13 protein-coding genes and 1 riboswitch are annotated in these 18,649 nt (G+C 70.2%); of the genes, 10 read left to right on the top strand and 3 right to left on the bottom strand.

Annotation, left to right across the window (positions count from 1 at the left end; all coding sequences use genetic code 11):
- Window positions 1-636, bottom strand: a complete 636-nt coding sequence (locus ACTMO_RS0111360; protein WP_019854819.1) for a LysE family translocator — start codon at window positions 634-636, stop codon at window positions 1-3.
- 317 nt (window positions 637-953) lie between these two features.
- On the opposite strand from ACTMO_RS0111360, the gene ACTMO_RS0111355 reads away from it, so the two are divergent.
- Window positions 954-1,784, top strand: a complete 831-nt coding sequence (locus ACTMO_RS0111355; protein ID WP_157062868.1) for a serine protease — start codon at window positions 954-956, stop codon at window positions 1,782-1,784.
- Between the two features lie 92 nt (window positions 1,785-1,876).
- Here ACTMO_RS0111355 and ACTMO_RS0111350 read toward each other — a convergent pair whose 3' ends face one another.
- Window positions 1,877-2,848, bottom strand: coding sequence for an adenosine deaminase (locus tag ACTMO_RS0111350; protein ID WP_033401894.1), 972 nt, complete (start codon window positions 2,846-2,848; stop codon window positions 1,877-1,879).
- A 191-nt stretch (window positions 2,849-3,039) separates the two neighbouring features.
- Between ACTMO_RS0111350 and ACTMO_RS0111345 the strand changes: the two genes are divergently transcribed.
- The 9 genes from ACTMO_RS0111345 to cobA all read left to right on the top strand — a co-directional run bounded on the left by ACTMO_RS0111345 (window position 3,040) and on the right by cobA (window position 14,863).
- Window positions 3,040-3,519 (top strand): GNAT family N-acetyltransferase, encoded by a 480-nt coding sequence (locus ACTMO_RS0111345; RefSeq protein ID WP_019854816.1) that lies wholly within the window; start codon window positions 3,040-3,042, stop codon window positions 3,517-3,519.
- Between the two features lie 44 nt (window positions 3,520-3,563).
- Window positions 3,564-3,732: riboswitch (cobalamin riboswitch) on the top strand.
- 37 nt (window positions 3,733-3,769) lie between these two features.
- Entirely contained in the window at window positions 3,770-5,938 is a 2,169-nt protein-coding gene (locus ACTMO_RS0111340; RefSeq protein ID WP_033401532.1) for a putative cobaltochelatase, read from the top strand.
- A 247-nt stretch (window positions 5,939-6,185) separates the two neighbouring features.
- Window positions 6,186-6,800: a cob(I)yrinic acid a,c-diamide adenosyltransferase gene (cobO, locus tag ACTMO_RS0111335; protein WP_019854814.1), complete on the top strand. Its 615-nt coding sequence runs from the start codon at window positions 6,186-6,188 to the stop codon at window positions 6,798-6,800.
- Entirely contained in the window at window positions 6,794-8,200 is a 1,407-nt protein-coding gene (locus ACTMO_RS0111330) for a cobyrinic acid a,c-diamide synthase CobB (protein WP_019854813.1), read from the top strand. Before cobO ends, ACTMO_RS0111330 begins: the two co-directional genes overlap by 7 nt.
- Window positions 8,201-8,482: 282 nt before the next feature.
- Window positions 8,483-10,075, top strand: coding sequence for a cobalt-precorrin-4/precorrin-4 C(11)-methyltransferase (locus tag ACTMO_RS0111325; RefSeq protein ID WP_019854812.1), 1,593 nt, complete (start codon window positions 8,483-8,485; stop codon window positions 10,073-10,075).
- 173 nt (window positions 10,076-10,248) lie between these two features.
- Complete coding sequence (gene cbiE / locus ACTMO_RS0111320; RefSeq protein WP_019854811.1) at window positions 10,249-11,457, top strand: precorrin-6y C5,15-methyltransferase (decarboxylating) subunit CbiE; 1,209 nt, start codon at window positions 10,249-10,251, stop codon at window positions 11,455-11,457.
- A gap of 85 nt (window positions 11,458-11,542) precedes the next feature.
- Window positions 11,543-11,965 carry a cobalamin biosynthesis protein gene (locus ACTMO_RS0111315; protein ID WP_019854810.1) on the top strand — a complete coding sequence of 141 codons (423 nt, stop codon included), beginning with the start codon at window positions 11,543-11,545 and terminating at the stop codon, window positions 11,963-11,965.
- A gap of 201 nt (window positions 11,966-12,166) precedes the next feature.
- On the top strand, window positions 12,167-13,267 hold the full coding sequence (locus tag ACTMO_RS0111310; RefSeq protein WP_019854809.1) for a pyridoxal-phosphate-dependent aminotransferase family protein: 1,101 nt from the start codon (window positions 12,167-12,169) through the stop codon (window positions 13,265-13,267).
- 372 nt (window positions 13,268-13,639) lie between these two features.
- Entirely contained in the window at window positions 13,640-14,863 is a 1,224-nt protein-coding gene (gene cobA / locus ACTMO_RS0111305; protein ID WP_019854808.1) for a uroporphyrinogen-III C-methyltransferase, read from the top strand.
- A 105-nt stretch (window positions 14,864-14,968) separates the two neighbouring features.
- On the opposite strand, the gene cobN is transcribed toward cobA, so the two are convergent.
- On the bottom strand, window positions 14,969-18,580 hold the full coding sequence (cobN, locus tag ACTMO_RS0111300; RefSeq protein ID WP_019854807.1) for a cobaltochelatase subunit CobN: 3,612 nt from the start codon (window positions 18,578-18,580) through the stop codon (window positions 14,969-14,971).
- Between the last annotated feature and the right edge of the window lie 69 nt (window positions 18,581-18,649).

Genomic DNA, 18,649 nt, shown 5'->3' with positions numbered 1-18,649 from the left:
TCAGCTCGCCACCAACCCCACCGAGATGCCGATGAAGGCGAGGGCGCTCACCAGGTCCAGGGAGTTGCGGAATCCCGGGTTGCGCAGTTTGTCCGCGATCCGGGAGGAGGCGAACACGATCGCGAACTCCCAGACCGCGGCCAGCAGGAGGAACACCCCGCCGAGCATCGCCAGCTGGATCGCCGGGTTCGCCGCCGAACCGACGAACTGGGGAAGGAAGGCCAGACTGAACAGCAGCATTTTCGGATTGGTGATGTTGCTCAGCAGGCCGCGCAGGAAGGGGTTGGCGTCGGGACGGACCGTTTCCTCGGGAACCGGCGCGTTCGCGGCCTCCCGTCGGGTCAGCCACAGGCCGCGCAGGATGCTGACGGCCAGGTACACCAGGTAGGCGGCACCGAGCCATTTCATCACCGAGAGGACCTCCGGCCTGCTGGTGACCAGTGCTCCCAGCCCCGAGACCACCGCGGCCACCTGGATCAGACTGGCCGTGTGTATGCCCGCCAGCGCGTACACGCCGGGGCGGGTGCCGAAACGGACCGAGGTACGCAGTAGCAGGAAAGTGTCCACGCCGGGTGTGAGTATGACCACCGCACTGGCGAGCACGAAGGCCGGCAGCGTGCCGAGATCCAACAGCATGGCGTTCCCTTCCGCTGGTGACGTGGTGTGATCCGGGCTCTCCGACACGGCACGAACGAAGTCGCTCGATCGAGCGGAAGCGCTCGCTCGATCGAGTGATCTCGGGTGTCGTCGGGAGAGGAGTTTCCTGGAGCCGACAACAAGCCGTCGAGGACGAACAGCGTAAATATGGCCTATATCCAGGAAACTTTCCTGCGTTAATCCATAATAACGCAAAAAATTATTAGAAAGCTGTGAGCTGCCCCTCCTGTGAGCAGTCCTACATCGGGGCTACAGTCCCGCCGGGTTCGGAACAGGCCGGAGCGGGGTGACGGTTGGTGCGCTTCAGAAGGCGACGCTCGGGGACGACGCGCACGGCGGGAGTGTTCCTCCGGGTGCTGCTGCTCGCCCTCGTGACGCTGCTGGGCACCTCCACCGCCGCGGCGTCCGCACCGGGTGCTCGGGCTCCGGTGCGGGCCCGGATCGTCGGTGGGGAACAAGTGGTGCGTGGCCAGGTGCCGTGGGTGGTCGCTCTCACCGACGCGGCGGGGAGACAGTTCTGCGGAGGTGCTCTCGTGGCCGCGGACCGGGTTGTCACCGCCGCGCACTGCACGATGGACCCGGCCAGTGGTCGGGCCCGTCCGCCACGGGACCTCCGCGCGGTGGTCGGGAGGAAGGACCTGCGGAGCGCTCGGGGCCGGACGGTGCGGGTCGCACACGTGCGGCGCCCCGCGGACTACGAGCATTTCACGCGCGGATCCGATGTGGCCGTGGTCACGCTGGCCGAGCCGGTGGACCTGCCCACCGTGGACATGGTTCGACAGGGTGAGACGGCGCCTTACCGGCCCGGTGTGGCGGGAACCGTCTACGGCTGGGGCCGCACCGGCGAATCGGCCCCGGCCGCCGCCGTGCTGCGTTCGGTGCGTCTTCCCGTGATGGCGGACTCCGCGTGTGAGCGCGCCTACACCACGTTCGATGCGACCGAGATGTTCTGCGCGGGCTACCCGGAGGGGGGAAGGGACGCCTGCACCGGCGACTCCGGAGGTCCCTTCGTGGTCCGAGGGCGTCTGGTCGGAGTGGTCTCCTACGGCAGTGGCTGCGCACGGGCCGGTTTTCCCGGTGTCTACACCAGGCTGGCCCACTACGTCGACGAGATGAGCGAGCGCTGAAGCCGGTGGTGGCTTCCCCGAGGGAGGAAGACGGCCACGGCCGCCGGTCGCCGTCCGCCCGTGTCGGCGACGACCGGCGGAGCTGTTTCCGGTCAGCCCGTGGCCGTCTGCTGCCGGAGTCGCTCGCGCTCGGAGGCGGGCAGGAAGGACGCCTCGACGGAGTTGAGGGCGAACTCCCGCAGTGCGGTGGCATCGAAGCCCAACTCACGTTCGATCTCGGCGAAGTTGTCCCCGACGTAACCGCCGAAGTAGCTCGGGTCGTCCGAGTTGATGGTGATCGGGATCCCGGCGTCGGCCAACCGGGGCAGGCAGTGTTCGGACAGACTGTCCACACAGCGCAGACGCACGTTCGACAGGGGGCACACGGTCAGCGGAACGTGGTCGCGGGCGAGCCGCCTGACCAGCTCGGCGTCCTCCACCGCCCGGATTCCGTGGTCGACCCGGTCCACCCCGAGAACGTCGAGCGCCTGCCACACGTACTCGGCGGGCCCCTCCTCCCCGGCGTGGGCGACCAGCCGCAGTCCCTCCTGGCGGGCGCGGGAGAACACCCCGGCGAAGTCGGCGGGCGGATGTCCCAACTCGGCGGAGTCCAGTCCCACGCCGATGATGCGGTGTTTGTGGGCGAGCAGCTCGTCCAGCGTGCGCTCCGCCTCCTCCGGGCCGTGGTCCCGGAGGAAACAGGCGATCAGCGCGGTGCTGACCCCGAAACGTCGCCGGCTGTCGGCCAAGGCGGCCTCCAAACCGTCGAGCACGGTTTCCAGGGCCACACCGCGTGAGGTGTGCGCCTGCGGGTCGAAGAAGATCTCCGCGTGCCGCACTCCCTGACGGGCGGCCCTGGCGAGGTACTCCTCGGTCAACGCCGTGAAGTCCTCCGGGGTCCGCAGCACGTTCATGCCCGTGTAGTACAGGTCCAGGAACGACTGCAGGTCGGTGAACTCGTAGCGTCCTCGCAGGTCGTCGACGTCGGCGTAGGGCAGGGTCAACCCGTTGCGCCGGGCCCGGTCGAAGATCAGCTCCGGTTCGAGCGCTCCCTCGATGTGGATGTGCAGCTCGGCCTTGGGCATCGCCGGTACCGTCGTCGGTGTCTCGGGACTCACCGGGTCTCCTTCCTGTGACGGGCGGGCCGAGCGCACAACGATACCGTCGCCCGCCGGTGCGGCGTCCCCGAGTGCGGGCTGAGGGACTCCGGAGGGCGGAACCGGACCCGTGAACGGTGCGGACCGTGCGGGCCGCGCGGTGTGATAGGCAGGGAAGGGTGAGTCTGCAGCCCCTTGCCGCCGCCGTACACCGGGCCTACACCGCCGACCTGGCCGCCGAGGACCTCTACCGCATGCTGCGGTTGCGGGTGGACGTGTTCGTGGTGGAACAGCGGTGTCCCTACCCGGAACTGGACGGGCGGGACCTGGAGGACTCCACCAGGCACTTCTGGATCGACTCCGGTGGAGCACGGGTGCTCGGTTACCTGCGGCTGCTGGAGGAGCCCGACGGCAGCTACCGGATCGGACGGGTGTGCACAGCCCGCGACGGGCGTGGTGTGGGGCTGGGAAGGAAACTGATGCACGCGGCGGTGGCCGAGGTGCGCAAGTCGTGTGCGGTGTTGTCCGCCCAGAGCTACGCCGTCGGGTTCTACCGTTCCTTCGGTTTCGTCGAGTACGGCGAACCCTACGAGGAGGACGGCATCACGCACGTGGACATGCGCAGAAGTCCCGGGAACGTGACCGGACTAACGAGATAGCGCACAACGCTTGGTCGCCGAGTCGGCTTCTGCGACCATGCACGTTGGTCCAAGCGAGCAACGGTGAGGAAGCCGGTGGGAATCCGGCACGGCCGGCGCCACTGTGACCGGGGAGCGGCCCTCCCGTACGAGTTGCCACCGAAGTTCTTCAGGGAAGGCCGGAGGGGCGTGCCGATCCGGGAGTCAGGACACTGCCGTTGTCTCGTTCCGCAACCAGGGGCGTCCGAGACCCTAGGAAGGAATACCGGCGATGACCGCTGTCACGTCGACGTCGTCGACAGTGCGTTACCCCTTCTCCGCCGTGGTCGGCCACGAGGATCTGAGACTGGGACTGCTGCTCAACGCGGTCAACCCCCGCATCGGTGGGGTGTTGGTGCGCGGGGAGAAAGGAACGGCCAAGTCCACCGTCGTGCGTGCGCTCGCCGCGCTGCTGCCCGCCGTCGATGTGGTGGAGAACTGCCGGTTCGGTTGTGATCCGAGTGCCCCCGACCCGCGTTGTCCCGACGGGCCGCACGACGGGACGGCCTCCGCGACGAGACGGCCCGCTCGACTCGTCGAACTGCCGGTCGGAGCCTCCGAGGACCGTCTGGTCGGTTCGCTGGACGTCGAACGTGCGCTGACCGAGGGGGTGAGCGCCTACCAGCCGGGACTGCTCGCCGCCGCGCACCGTGGAGTGCTCTACGTCGACGAGGTGAACCTGCTGCACGACCACCTGGTCGACCTGCTGCTCGACGCGGCCGCCATGGGACGGGCCCACGTGGAGCGCGAGGGAGTGTCGCTGTCCCACGCCGCCTCGTTCCTGCTGGTCGGCACCATGAACCCGGAAGAGGGGGAGCTGCGTCCCCAGCTGTTGGACCGGTTCGGCCTGACCGTCCAGGTGGCCGCCTCCCGGGAGGTGGCCACCCGGACCGAGGTGGTACGGCGTCGACTGCGGTTCGACTCCGACCCTGTCGGTTTCGCCGCCGAGTGGGCCGAGCAGGACGCCGAGCTGGCCCACCGGATCGCCGAGGCCCGAGCCCGTGTGGAGTCGGTCGAGCTCCCCTCCTCCGAGGTGAAGCGCATCGCCTCGGTGTGCGCGTCCTTCGAGGTGGACGGGATGCGGGCGGACCTGGTGCTGGCCCGCACCGCCGTGGCGCACGCCGCCTGGCGCGGTGCCGACGCCGTCGCCGCGACCGACGTGGAGGCCGCGGCCCGGCTGGCCCTGCCGCACCGGCGCAGGCGCGACCCCTTCGACGAGCCGGGGATGGACGAACAGCAGCTCCAGCAGGCACTGGCCGACGCGGCGGAGGAGGTCGAGGCGGAGGAGTCCTCCGAACACGGAACGAACCAGGACGGTGCGACTGAGGGAGGTTCCTCCGCGGCCTCCGAGGAACGGACGGACACCGGCGACGGGAACTCCGAGGGTCCCGAGGACGAGGGACCCGGTGGGGGTGTCGGCGGGAGTCCCGACGGAAACGGTCCGGACCAGGGACCCGGTGGCGGAGCGGCCGGCGAACCACCCTCCGACCCGCGGAACGGGGGGGCCGAGGACGACTCCGCCGAAGCTCCCCGGGAGCGCACCTCCACGGCCGAGGAACCGGATTACCGGGCGCGACTGCTGGAGATACCCGGGCTGGGGGAGGGTGCCCCGGGGAGGCGCTCGCGGTCCAGGACCCGTTCGGGACAGGTGGTACGTGCCTCCGCTGTGGACGGACACGGTATTCACCTGCAGGCGACCCTGGCCGCCGCCGCTCCGCACCAGTGTGCGCGAGGGCGTACCGGATCGGGGCTGCGGCTGCGCCCCGAGGACCTGCGCCACAGCGTCCGGGAGGGGCGTGAGGGCAACCTCGTGCTCTTCGCGGTGGACGCCTCGGGCTCGATGGCGGCGCGGGAGCGCATGTCCGCGGTGAGCGGGGCCGTGCTTGCACTGCTCAGGGACGCCTACCAGCGCAGGGACAAGGTGGGGGTGGTGACCTTCCGGGGGAACTCCGGCGAGGTCGCCCTGCCCCCGACCTCCTCGGTGGACACCGCGGCAGCGCGGATGCGTCGTCTGCCCACCGGTGGCAAGACCCCGCTGGCCGACGGACTGTTGACCGCCCGCAGGGTGATCCGCACCGAGCGGATGCGTGACCCGCAGCGTCGCCCGTTGCTGGTGGTGCTCACCGACGGCAAGGCCACGGTCGGCGTCGATTCGGGAGCAGAGCAGCGGGGACGGAGTCGCAAGGCGGTCGACGACGCGGTGCGTTCGGCCGCGTTGCTGGCCGATCTCGGCGTGGCCTCGGTGGTGGTCGACTGCGAGAACGGCCCCGTCCGGCTAGGCATGGCCGAGCGCATAGCCAGGGTGCTGGGTGCTCCCAGTCTGCGGCTGTCCGAGCTCTCCGCCGACAACGTGGCCGGAGTGGTGCGGGCGGCGCGGACACCGGGCCCGGTGGGGGTGTGATCCTCCGCCGGTGCGTCGGAGTCGCCGGCCCCGCGTTGCTCACTGGTAGAGTGCGCGGCGTCCATCCTTCCCCAGCGATGGACCCCCGCGCCCTCGCGCTCCCGGCGACCCCAGGCCGGTCGAGTGCGAGGGCGCTTTTTCCGAGCCCCGTGTCGTCGAGAGTCCCGTCGGTCACGGGGACGAAGTTTTCCCACGGACGTTCCTTCGTGAAGGGGACGCCGTCGTCGAGTTCCCGGGAGAGTCAGCGATGCCGCAAGGACAGCCGAACAGTGTGCCCGAGGACGGGCTGACCACCAGACAGCGCCGTCACCGTCCCCTGCTCGCCGTGCACACGGGAGAGATGAAGGGAAAGTCCACCTCGGCCTTCGGAATGGCCCTGCGCGGGTGGAACCAGGGTTGGTCCATCGGCGTTTTCCAGTTCGTCAAGTCCGCGAAGTGGCGCGTGGGCGAGGAGTCGGCGTTCCGTGCCCTGGGGCGGCTGCACGAACAAACCGGTGAGGGGGGACCGGTCGAGTGGCACAAGATGGGGGAGGGCTGGTCCTGGGCGCGGAAGAAGACCGGAGAGCAGGACCATGCCGCCTCCGCGTTGGAGGGTTGGCGTGAGATCGCGCGTCGGATCGAGAACCAGCAGCACGACCTGTACGTGCTCGACGAGTTCAGCTATCCGTTGCACTGGGGCTGGGTGGACGTCGAGGAGGTCGTACGGACCCTCCGGGACAGGCCGGGATTCCAGCACGTGGTGATAACCGGGCGTTACGCCCCCCAACAGTTGGTCGAAACGGCCGATCTCGTGATGGAGACGAGCAAGGTCAAGCACCCGATGGATTCGGGTCAAAAAGGACAGAAAGGCATCGAGTGGTGACCCTCTCGGGTTTCCCGGCGGATGCGGAGGGGGACTCTCCCAGGCTGGTCGTGGCCGCTCCGGGCTCCGGACACGGCAAGACCACCGTGGCCACCGGCCTGTTGGCCGCCCTGCGCCGCCGGGGGTCGCGCGTGGCCGGTTTCAAGGTCGGTCCCGACTACATCGACCCCGGCTATCACGCGCTGGCCTCCGGCAATCCGGGACGCAACCTCGACCCCGTGCTGGTCGGCGCGGACTCCGTGGCACCGCTTTTCCGTCACGGTGCGCGTTCCGCGGAGCTGTCCGTGATCGAGGGAGTCATGGGACTTTTCGACGGGCGGCTCGGAACGGCCGAGGAAGTCCCCTCCTTCGGTTCGACGGCACACGTGGCCTCCCTGCTGGAGGCTCCGGTGGTGCTCGTCGTCGACGCCAAGGGACAGAGTCACAGCACGGCCGCTCTGCTGCACGGTTTCCGTTCCTTCCAACCCGACTTGCGGCTGGCCGGAGTGATCTTCAACCGTGTGGGCTCCCCGCGTCACGAGCAGGTGCTGCGGGAGGCGGCGGCCACGGTCGGGATCCGGGTGCTGGGTGTGCTGGGCCGTGCCGAGCCCCTGCGGGTCCCCTCACGTCACCTGGGGCTGGTCACCGCCGCCGAACACGGTTCGGAGGCGGAACGGGCCGTGGAGGCCATGGGGGAGGTGGTGGCCGAGGGAGTGGACCTGGAGGCGGTGGCCGCGCTGGCCGGACAGGCCCCTCCGCTGTCCGCGCGGCCGTGGTCGGCGCAGCGGGCACTGGAGCACGGAGTCCCTCCGCCCCGGACGCCCCGGATCGCCGTGGCCGGCGGAGCCGCGTTCACCTTCGGCTACACCGAGCACGCCGAGTTGCTGCGTGCCGCCGGGGCCGAGGTGGTCTCCTTCGATCCCCTGCGTGACGAGCGACTTCCCCCCGATACCGACGGGGTGGTGCTGCCCGGGGGGTTTCCCGAGCAGCACGTGGCGGAGCTGTCCGCCAACGTGGAGCTGCGTCGGCAGCTGGCCGGACTGGCCGCGGACGGTACGCCCGTCCACGCCGAGTGCGCCGGCCTGCTGTACCTGACGTCGAGTCTGGACGGTTATCCGCTCTGCGGGGTGCTCGACGTGACCGCGGAGATGTCCCCACGACTCACCCTGGGCTACCGCGCCGCCGTCGCGGCCACCGACTCCGTGCTGTTCCGGGAGGGACAGCGGGTGAGCGGCCACGAGTTCCACCGGACGGTGTTGCGGGAGGCCGGGAACCCGGATCCGGCCTGGTACTGGCGGACGACGGAGACGGTGGCCGAGGGGTTCGTGCGCGGCGGCGTGCACGCCTCCTACCTGCACACCCATCCCGTGGGGCAACCCGAGTCGGTTTCCCGGTTCGTGTGGGCCTGCGCGCAGCGTTGAGCGAGACCCCGGTGCGGGACGGTGCGGACTCGTGAGCGGCTTCGCCGGAGGTGCTCCCGGGGCCCCGTCCCTTCCGGGCTCCCCTTGCTCCCACGGAGTACCCGCCGCTTCCGTGGGACCGCGTACCGTGGCGGTACGGTCGAAGGGCGTCCCTTCCGGACGCGTCATGTCCGTGTGACGCGCCGGGCGTCACGTGTCCCCCGAAGAGCTCCACGGGAGAACCTGTGGCGCCGGTCCCAGTGGTATCAGTTGCACCGCGAGGCGGGAGAGGAGAACTAGCGCATGACTCGGGGAACACGCACCGGGATGGTCTCGTTCGTCGGGACCGGTCCCGGGGCGGCCGATCTGATGACGCTGCGTGGCGCGCGCCGGATAGCCGAGGCGGACGTCGTGCTCTGGAGTCCGAGCCTGGTGGCTGCGGAGTGCGTGCGTGAGCACGCGCGTGGGGACGCGGAGCTGGTCGACACCACGACCGCGGGGTCCGAGGAGGTACTGGAGGTCTACCGCAGGGCCGAGCGGGAGCGTCTCCGGGTGGTGCGGCTCTACGCGGGGGACCCGGCATTGTGGAGCGGAGTCCAGCAGCAGTACGACGCGTGCTCACGCATGGAGCTGGAGGTGGAACTGGTCCCCGGTGTGGCCGGGTACTCGGCGGCGGCGGCCGTGGTGGGCAGGGAGATCACCGGTTCCTCCGAGGACCGTTCGGTGCTGCTGGCCAGGCCGGACGGAGGGGGGCAGCCCCTGCCCGCTCCGGAGCGGATCCGGGAGTTCGCCGAACGCGGCGGGACGATGGCTCTGTCCGTGTCCGCGGCCCGGACCGGCCAACTCGTGGAACGGCTCCGCTCGGGGGGCTACGGCGCGGACGTTCCGGTGGTGGTCGCCTACAAGGTCACCTGCCCGGACGAGCTGGTTCTGCGTACCAACGTCGGCGAGGTCGAAGGTGTGGTGAAGCGACACCGCCTGTGGCGCCACGCGCTCTTCCTGGTCGGACCCGCGCTGCGGCGGACTCCGGTGCGGGCGCGTGCCTATGGTTCCGGGCAGCGGGAGACGACGAGGAGCACCGGGCGGACCCGGGGGAGCTGGCGCGGCACGGACGGGGATTCGCCGCGGGACCGGAGCCGTTCCACCTCGGGTTCCTGGGAGGGACCGGTGGACTCTCGGGACGGTCCGTTGTCCCGTGGGGGCGGACGGGGACAGCGTGGTGCCACGGGCGCCGAGGCCGACGTGGCCTGGTGGGCGGTGCGGGACTGGCAGCGAAACGCCCGTCACACGGCGCGTCCGGAGATCCGTGGTGTGGCGGGGCGTTCCTCCGTCGGCGGTGAGGGGCAGGCCCCCGATCTGTTCACGACCTCCCAGGATCCCGAGGTCGCCGGGGTGCTCGGACATTCCCTTCCCGAGGGGGAGCAAACCTCCCCGGTGGACTCCTCACGGAGTTCGGAGGCCGCGCCCGAGGATGCCGTTTCCCACGGAACGGTGAATCAGGTGGACGGAGCCTCCGGAGCGGGTGAGAATGACCATGATGATTCCGGTGGGGCCGACCGGGAAACCGAACATGTGAACGAGGCGGAGAAGGCCACGCACTCCGCGACGACGGACGGTACTCCCTCGGGAGCGGAACCCGCCGATACGGCGGAGTCCGAGGTGGACGGAACCGTGCGGTCGGAGGAAAAGGGAAGCGCCTCACGGGCCAAGCAGCCCTCGAAAACGGGATCCAAGGGCACCACCGCGAAGAGCTCCGGCAAGGGATCGGGCACGAAAACGGGTGGCAGAGGCAAGGGGCAGCGCAAGACCACGGGTTCGGACGCTTCCGCCACGAGCAACGGGGCAGCGCGGAAGAGCGGCACTTCACGGAGGACCACCTCGGGTACTTCGGAATAGGGAGTCCCGGTGGAACGGTTCGTGGCCACCGGAGTGCCCGAGCCCACGGCTCGGAGCGCTCCGCCCCGTGACACGGGTGCCCCGACGAACCGTTCCGGACGAACGGTCCGCCGGAGGAGCGGGAAGTCCGGCGATCCTGTGGTGAGGGCGAGTACGCGGACGGAGAGCGCGACGTGACGGTCACGGTGATCGGGGTTGACGGCGGGTCGTTGCCGCCAGGGGCGACCGAGGTGTTGAACGCGGCCGAACTGGTCGTGGGGACACGCGAACAGCTGCGTTCCCACGCTCCGGAAGGCGCACGAACCGTCGAGCTGGGCTCGCTCGGCCCGGCCATGAACGCGCTGTCCGCCCTCACCGGTGACGAGGTCGGAGTGGTCTTCGCCTCGGGGGATCCGGGGTTCTTCGGAGCGGTTCGCGCGCTGCGTTCCAAGGGGCTGCGGTGTTCGGTGCTGCCGGCGGTCTCCAGCGTGCAACGCCTCATGGCGCGGGTGGGGCGGTCCTGGGACGACGTCACCGTGGTCAGTACGCGCGCCGGGGGGCTGCACCGTGCGCTCAACGTATGCCGGGCCCATCCGGCCGTGGTGGTGCTGACCTCCTCGGGGGCGGGGCCCGCGCGGTTGGCGGCCGGTCTGTCCGGTTGGCGGCGCACCATGGTCGTCGGCGAGGATCTCGGCGGGGCGCACGAACGGGTCACCACCGTGGATCCCGCCGAGGCGGCCGGACGAACCTGGCTGGAACCCAACGTCGTCTTCTGCGTGCGGGATCCCGACGCCGTGCCGGTTCGGGGTTGGCACGGCGGGGGAGAACCCGTTCCCCCCGCTGGTTGGGGGCTCGCGGAGAAGGAGTTCTCCCACCGACAGGGCGAGGTCAGTGGTTCCGAGCTACGGGCACTGGCCCTGTCCCGGCTGGCCCCTCGCCCGGGAAGTCTGGTCTGGGACGTCGGTGCGGGCTGCGGGGCCGTGGCTGTGGAGTGTGCCCGCATGGGTGCGGCCGTCGTGGCCGTGGAGGAGGACGAGGCGCAGGCGGTGCGGCTGGTTTCCAACGCCACCTCGCACGGGGTCGACGTGCGCGTGGTGGAGGGGCGGGCTCCGGAGGTGCTGCGCGAGCTGCCCAAACCGGACTCCGTCTTCGTCGGCGTCGCCGATCCCGAGGTACTCGCGGGCTGCGCCCACGTGGGGGCCGAACGGGTGGTGCTCGTGTTGGAGGAGTTCGACCGCGTGAAGCCGAGCAGGGACATACTGCGTAACGCGGGCTACGTCGTGGACGGGATCCAGTTCTGCGCGCACCGGATCGCCGAGACCGAACAGGGGCGGTCCCGCCTCGCGGCGGCGGAACCGGTCCTGCTGCTGTTCGGTCGACGCTTCGGGGAGGAGGGGACGTGACCGGGCCGCCCCGAGGGGTGACGGGTCCCGGTGACGCTCGTTTCCCCACCGACCGGAGGATTCGGGTTCCGAGGAGTCGGGTGCTGTGAGGAGCGCTCCGCCGCTGGTGCTCGGGATCGGTGCTTCCTCCGGGGTCTCCGTTTCCGCCGTGCTGAGCGCGTTGCTCGGTGCCGAGACGTTGCTGGGTCCGGAGGAGTTCCGGGCCGTGGCCACGCTCGACCGGCGGGCCGAGGAACCGGGACTGGTGGCCGCACTGCGGCAGTACGGGGCACGTGCTCGGCGAGGAGAGCCGCCGTTGTGGTGCCTGACCGCCGCGGACCTGGCCGGGGTGGCGGTTCCGAATCCGAGTTCCGCCGTGGGGGACGCGGTCGGCACGCCCAGCGTGGCGGAGGCGGCCGCCCTGGCCGTTGCCCGCTATCTCGGAGCGGGAGTGGGACGGCTGGTGTTGACCAAGAGGGTTTTCTCCGGGGTGACCGTGGCGGCGGCGGAGGCGGGCGCCCCCTCCTGACGGGAACCCTCCTGTCGGGGGTCGCCCGCGCGGCAGGCTCGTCCCGGCTCACCCGCCGTTTTTCTGTGACATTCTCAACACGTCTCGCACGAAGCCTTGTGAAATCCTGATTTCGCCTTACGGAATACGCCGTGCCCAGCGGCGATCCGCGTCAAGTGGGTGTGGCCGCTGAGCTGGGCAGGTGTGCCTAGGGTTGGAGTCATGGCACTGGTTGAACGCTCCCTGCTGGGACCCGGACCGTCGAACACGTATCCGGAGGCCACCGCGGGGTTGGCCGCCCCGCTGCTCGGTCATCTGGACCCGGAGTTCCTGGCGTTGCTCGACGAGACCGGAAGTCGCCTGCGGACCGTGTGGGGCACGCAGAACCTGCGGACACTCCCGTTGTCCGGTACCGGCTCCATCGGCATGGAGGCGGCCTTCGTCAACTTCGTACGTCCCGGCGACGTCGTCGTCGTAGCGGTGAACGGGCTGTTCGGCGAGCGCATGTGCGACGTCGCCTCCCGCTACGGCGCCGAAGTCGTGCGGGTCGACCACTCCTGGGGTGACCCCGTGGACATCCAGCGGGTGCTCGACGCTCACCCCGAACCCGCCCTGGTCGCGGCCGTGCACGCCGAGACCTCCACCGGTGCGCGCAGCGACATAGCCGGTCTCGGCGCGGCCCTGCGCGCACGGGACGAACGCACCCTGCTGCTCGTCGACTGCGTCACGTCGATCGGCGGGGAACACATCGACCTCGACGCCTGGAACGTGGACATCGCCTACGCGGGAACCCAGAAGTGTCTGGGCGTCCCTCCGGGACTGGCCCCGTTCACCGTCTCCGAACGAGCCTGGCAACGCAGGGTGGACAAGCCCACCACCTGGTATCTGGACCTGGGGCTCATCGGGAACTACGTGACCGGTGGCTCCTCGGGTGGGCGCGCCTACCACCACACTGCTCCCACGGCGATGGTCGCCTCTCTGCACGCCGCTCTCGGCAGGGTGCTGGACGAGGGCATGGACTCGGTCGTCGAGCGCCACCGTGCGGCGGGGGAGGCGTTGCAGTCCGGACTCCAGCAGATGGGACTGAGCCTGTTCGCCGCCGAGGGACACCGGTTGCACCAGCTCACCAGCGTGTGGGTTCCGGACGGTGTGGAGTCCGCCGACGTGCGTAAGCGACTGCTGAACGAGTACGGAATCGAGATCGGTTCCGGGGCCGGTCAGTTCGCCAACAGTGTGTGGCGGATCGGTCTGATGGGGCACAACGCCCGTCTCGACCGGGTGGAGATGCTGTTGGGCGCGTTGCGTTCGGTCCTGCGTCGCTGACGAACCCCTGTCTCGACGGCCGCGCGTCCGCCCGGCCCGGTACGGGCGCGCGGTCGCGACGGGGTGGAGCTCGGGTCTCCCGCGCTCCGTCTCCCGCGCGGCGGGGCGCGGAACCGTCCTCGCGGCGGGGATGCTCCGTGCTGGCGTTCTCCCGGGAGTATCGGGGATCACTTCGGGCTTCTCGGATGTCCCACCGCGGCGGTCTTCATGGCAGGATGGGGGCTCGCCGCGTTCGGGTGACCGTGCCCCGTGGGGAGTGCGGTTTCCACGCGTTCCCACACCCGGGGAGAGAACGCCGGCACCGAGGGCCGCAGTCGGACCCCGCCGATGTCGCCGGGGGTGCGCAGAGACCTACAGGAACGATTGACTCACATGAGCTCGCACAGCCAACATCACTACTTCGCCGGACTCGACCTGCAGGACAGACGAGTGGTCGTCGTCGGTGCGGGAACCGTGGCACAACGACGCATCCCACGATTGATCAAAGCGGGAGCGCGCATCGAGGTCGTCGCCCCCGAGGCCACCCCGGCCGTGGAGGGGATGGCCGAGTCGGGCGAGGTGGTGTGGCACCGGCGAAGCTACGTCGAGGGGGATCTGGAACGGGCCTGGTACGCGGTGGCGTGCACCTCCGATCCGGAGGTCAACGCGTCGGTCGTCGCCGAGGCCGAACGGGAACGCGTGTTCTGTGTGCGGGCCGACGACGCCTCCCGGGGAAGCGCTGTGACGCCCGCCGTGGCCGAGCACAACGGGTTGCTGTTCGGGGTGCTCGGCGGCGGTGACCACCGGCGCTCGGCAGCGGTCAAGGAGGCCCTGCTCGAAGCGTTGCGCACCGGTGTGGTGGACGAACACGCGCAACCGCACCAGCCCGGGGTGGCACTCGTGGGTGGGGGACCCGGTGCCGCCGATCTCATCACCGTGCGGGGGCGGCACCTGCTCGGAAAGGCCGACGTGGTCATCACGGACCGACTCGCCCCACGGGAGTTGCTGGAGGAACTCGGCCAACACGTCGAGGTGATCGACGCCTCCAAGATTCCCTACGGACGCGCCGCCAACCAGGAGGTCATCAACAGGCTGTTGATCGAACGTGCCAGGGCCGGAAACTTCGTGGTGCGGCTCAAGGGCGGTGATCCCTACGTGTACGGGCGCGGCTTCGAGGAGCTGCTCGCCTGTGTGGAGGCCGGCGTCGCCGTCACCACGGTGCCGGGGATCACCAGTGCCTTCGCCGCTCCGGCGATCGGGGACGTGCCGGTGACACACCGTGGCGTGGCCCACGAGGTGGTCGTCGTCTCCGGGCACGTGGGGCCCTACGACGAGCAGTCCCTCGTCGACTGGCCCGCCCTGGCCCGGTTGCGGGGAACGCTGGTGCTGATGATGGCCGTCAAGAGGATCCGTGAGTTCGCCGACGTGCTGCTCGAACACGGCAGGGATCCGCAGACTCCGGTGGCGGTGGTCCAGGAGGGAACCATGCGGGGCCAGCGGACGCTGCGCAGCACGCTGGCCGAGATCGCAGGTGAGGTCGAGCGACGGGGAGTGGCTCCTCCGGCCGTCATCGTCGTCGGAGCGGTGGCGGGGCTGGCCCCGGACCGCGCCGCGTGACCTCGGCCCGCACGGGGACCGTCCCGTGCGGCTCCCTTCCCGGACTCCGGTCCGAGGTAAGGGGCCGTGGCGGGACGGCCCCGGTGCGGAACCGGGGCCTCGCTCTCACCGTGTTCCGCCGTCCTCCAGATCTCCCTCGACCTGCAGGTAGATCTCCCGCAACCGCTGGATCGTCTCCGGGTCGGGTTCGGCCCACATGTCGCGGTCCGCGGCCTCCAGCAGACGTTCCACGATGCCGTGCAACGCCCACGGGTTGGACTCGGTGAGGAACTTCTGGTTCTCCTCGTCGAAGACGTAGGTCTCGGCGAGCTTCTCGTACATCCAGTCCCCGACGACCTCGGTGGTGGCGTCGTAGCCGAACAGGTAGTCCACCGTGGCGGCCAACTCGAAGGCCCCCTTGTAGCCGTGCTCGCGCATCGCCGAGACCCAGCGGGGGTTGACCACGCGGGAGCGGAAGACCCGGGAGGTCTCCTCGTGCAGGGAGCGGGTGCGTATCGAGTCCGGGCGGGAGCTGTCCCCGATGTAGGCGGCCGGGGAGTTGCCGGTCAGCGCGCGCACCGTGGCCACCATCCCCCCATGGTACTGGAAGTAGTCGTCCGAGTCGGCGATGTCGTGCTCACGGGTGTCGGTGTTCTTGGCGGCGACCGAGATGCGTCGGTAGGCGTTCTCCATGTCCGCGCGGGCGTCGACTCCGTCCAGGTCCCGGCCGTAGGCGAAGCCGCCCCACACGGTGTAGACCTCGGCGAGGTCGGAGTCGTCGCGCCAGTTGCGGCTGTCGATCAGCGACAGCATCCCGGCCCCGTAGGCTCCCGGTTTGGACCCGAAGATCCGCATGGTGGCGCGTCGATGGTCGCCGTGCTCGGCCACGTCGGCACGTGTGTGCGCCCCCACGAAGTTCCATTCGTCGGGTTCGTCGAGTTCGGCGACGAGTCGGAAGGCGTCGTCGAGCAGTGTGACGACGTGGGGGAAGGCGTCCCGGAAGAAGCCGCTGATGCGCACGGTCACGTCGACCCGGGGACGCCCGAGCTCCTCCAGTGGGACCACTTCCAGCCCGTTCACACGCCTGGAGGAGTCGTCCCAGGTGGGCCGCACCCCGATCAGGGCCAGGATCTCGGCCACGTCGTCGCCCGAGGTCCGCATGGCACTGGTGCCCCACACCGACAGCCCGACCGAGGCGGGCCACTCACCGTTGTCCCCCCGGTAGCGTTCCAGCAGGGACTCCGCGATCGCGTAACCGGTGTCCCAGGCCAGTCGGCTCGGGATCCCCTTGGGGTCGACCGAGTAGAAGTTGCGTCCGGTGGGCAGCACGTTGACCAGGCCGCGCAGCGGGGAACCACTCGGTCCGGAGGGGATGTAGCCGCCGCGCAGGGCGTGCAGCGTCGATCCGAGCTCGTCGGTGGTGGCGTTCAGGCGCGGGACGATCTCCTCGGCGGCGAACCGCAGCACCTCCGCGACCCTGCCGGAGTTCTCCCCGAGGATCTCCGCGCACACCGGTTCCGCCTCCGCGGTCTGCCACGCGCGCCGCTCCATCTCCTCGACCAGCGCATGCGCGGTGGACTCGATCGCGTCCACGCGCTCGCGGGCCTCCGAGCCGTCCTCGGAAAGACCGAGGGCCTCCCGCAGTCCGGGGACCGCGGCCTGCTGGCCTCCCCACATCTGCCGGGCGCGCAGCATGGCGAGCACCAGACTCACGCGGGCCTGGCCGGTGGGCGGGTCACCGAAGACGTGCAACCCCTCCCGGATCTGGGCGTCCTTGACCTCGCACAACCAGCCGTCGACCTGCAGCAGCATGTCGTCGAACTCGGCGTCGTGCGGGCGTTCCTCCAGCCCCAGGTCGTGGTCGAGCTTGGCCGCCTGCATCAGCGTCCAGATCTGGCTGCGGATGGCGGGCAGTTTGGCCGGGTCCATCGCCGTGATGGTGGCGTGCTCGTCGAGCAGCTGTTCCAGACGCGCGATGTCGCCGTAGCTCTCGGCCCGGGCCATGGGCGGAACCAGGTGGTCCACCAGTGTGGCGTGCACCCGGCGTTTGGCCTGGGTGCCCTCGCCGGGGTCGTTGACCAGGAAGGGGTAGACCAGCGGGAGGTCGCCCAGGGCGGCGTCGGGCGCGCAGGAAGCCGACATGCCCGCCGTCTTCCCGGGCAGCCACTCCAGGTTCCCGTGCTTGCCCAGGTGGATCATGGCGTGGGCGTCGAAGTCCTCGGCCAGCCACCGGTAGGCGGCCAGGTAGTGGTGGCTGGGCGGCAGGTCGGGGTCGTGATAGATCGCGATGGGGTTCTCGCCGAAACCGCGCGGCGGCTGGATCATCAGCACGATGTTGCCGGCCCGCAGCGCCGCGAGCACGATCTCGCCCTCGGGGTCCCGGGAGTAGTCCACGAACAGCTCTCCGGGGGGCGGGCCCCAGTGCTGTTCGATGTCGGAACGCAGCGACTCGGGCAGGGAGTCGAACCACTCGCGGTAGCGCCTGGCCGGCACCCGGACGGGGTTGCCGGCGAGTTGTTCCTCGCTCAGCCAGTCCCGGTCCTGTCCTCCCGCCGCGATCAACGCGTGGATCAGCGCGTCCCCGTCCTGGGAGAGGACACCGGGAAGCGCGTCGGGCCCCTCGGTGGGGCCGATGTCGTAGCCCTGCTCACGCAGGGCCCGCAGCAGCCGTACGGCGGACAGGGGGGTGTCCAGCCCGACGGCGTTGCCGACCCTGGCGTGCTTGGTCGGATAGGCCGACAGCATCAGCACGAGACGCTGCTGCTCGGGGGGAACGTGGGCGAGTCTGGCCTGCCGGACGGCGATTCCGGCGACCCTGGCGGCTCGTTCCGCGTCGGCGACGTAGACCGGCAGTCCCTCCGAGTCGTTCTCCTTGAACGAGAACGGAACGGTGATCAGCCGTCCGTCGAACTCCGGCACGGCCACCTGGGTGGCCATGTCCAGCGGGGACAGTCCCTCGTCGTTGTCCTCCCAGGCGGTACGGCTGCTGGTCAGACACATTCCCTGCAGGATCGGGACGTCCAGCTGGGCGAGCGCCCCGACGTCCCAGGCCTCGTCATCGCCTCCGGCGGTGGCCACGGCCGGTTTGCTGCCCCCCGCCGCGAGGACGGTGACCACCAGTGCGTCCGCTCCGCGCAGCGTCTCGATCAGCTCGGGGTCGGGGGTGCGCAGTGAGGCGCAGAACAGCGGCATGGCCTGGCCGCCCGCGTGTTCGATCGCCTCGCACAGGGTGTGCACGAAGGCGGTGTTACCCGCCACGTGGTGTGCGCGGTAGTAGAGCACGGCCACGGTGGGACCGTCCGTGCGCTGCGGTGTTCTGTCCAGCTTCCCCCAGGTGGGCGTTTCGATCGGCCCGCTGAACCCGTGCCCGGTGAGCAGCACCGTGTCGGACAGAAAGTGATACAGCTGTTCGAGATTCTCGGGTCCGCCGTTGGCCAGATAGGCGTGCGCCTCGGCGCACACCCCTCCGGGCACGGTGGAGCACTCCATGAGCTCGGCGTCCGGTTGCTGTTCACCACCGAGCACCACCACGGGCCGGGACCCGCCGAGCAGGAAGTCGATGCCTTCCTCCCAGGCCCGGCGTCCCCCGAGCAGCCGTACGACGACGAGGTCGACCCCGTCGAGCAGTTCCGGCAGTTCCTCCACGCCGACCCTGGCCGGATTGGCCAGCCGGTAGTCGGCGCCGCTGGACCGTGCACTGAGCAGGTCCGTGTCTGAGGTGGACAGCAGTAGGATCATGCGACTCGCTCCTCGGCATCGGGAACCGGGGCGGCCGACCAGGACGGGACGCGCGATGCACGCGCGGTC

This window comes from Actinopolyspora mortivallis DSM 44261, from assembly GCF_000384035.1.
In the GTDB taxonomy this organism is placed as follows: Bacteria; Actinomycetota; Actinomycetes; order Mycobacteriales; family Pseudonocardiaceae; genus Actinopolyspora; species Actinopolyspora mortivallis.
This window is presented reverse-complemented; position numbering and strand designations above follow the sequence as displayed.

Coding starts and splice junctions, on each gene's coding strand:
- ACTMO_RS0111360 (WP_019854819.1), bottom strand. CDS start 636: ATGCTGTTGGATCTCGGCACGCTGCCGGCCTTCGTGCTCGCCAGTGCG.
- ACTMO_RS0111350 (WP_033401894.1), bottom strand. CDS start 2,848: ATGCCCAAGGCCGAGCTGCACATCCACATCGAGGGAGCGCTCGAACCG.
- ACTMO_RS0111340 (WP_033401532.1), top strand. CDS start 3,770: ATGACCGCTGTCACGTCGACGTCGTCGACAGTGCGTTACCCCTTCTCC.
- cobO (WP_019854814.1), top strand. CDS start 6,186: ATGCCGCAAGGACAGCCGAACAGTGTGCCCGAGGACGGGCTGACCACC.
- ACTMO_RS0111325 (WP_019854812.1), top strand. CDS start 8,483: ATGACTCGGGGAACACGCACCGGGATGGTCTCGTTCGTCGGGACCGGT.
- ACTMO_RS0111310 (WP_019854809.1), top strand. CDS start 12,167: ATGGCACTGGTTGAACGCTCCCTGCTGGGACCCGGACCGTCGAACACG.
- cobA (WP_019854808.1), top strand. CDS start 13,640: ATGAGCTCGCACAGCCAACATCACTACTTCGCCGGACTCGACCTGCAG.
- cobN (WP_019854807.1), bottom strand. CDS start 18,580: ATGATCCTACTGCTGTCCACCTCAGACACGGACCTGCTCAGTGCACGG.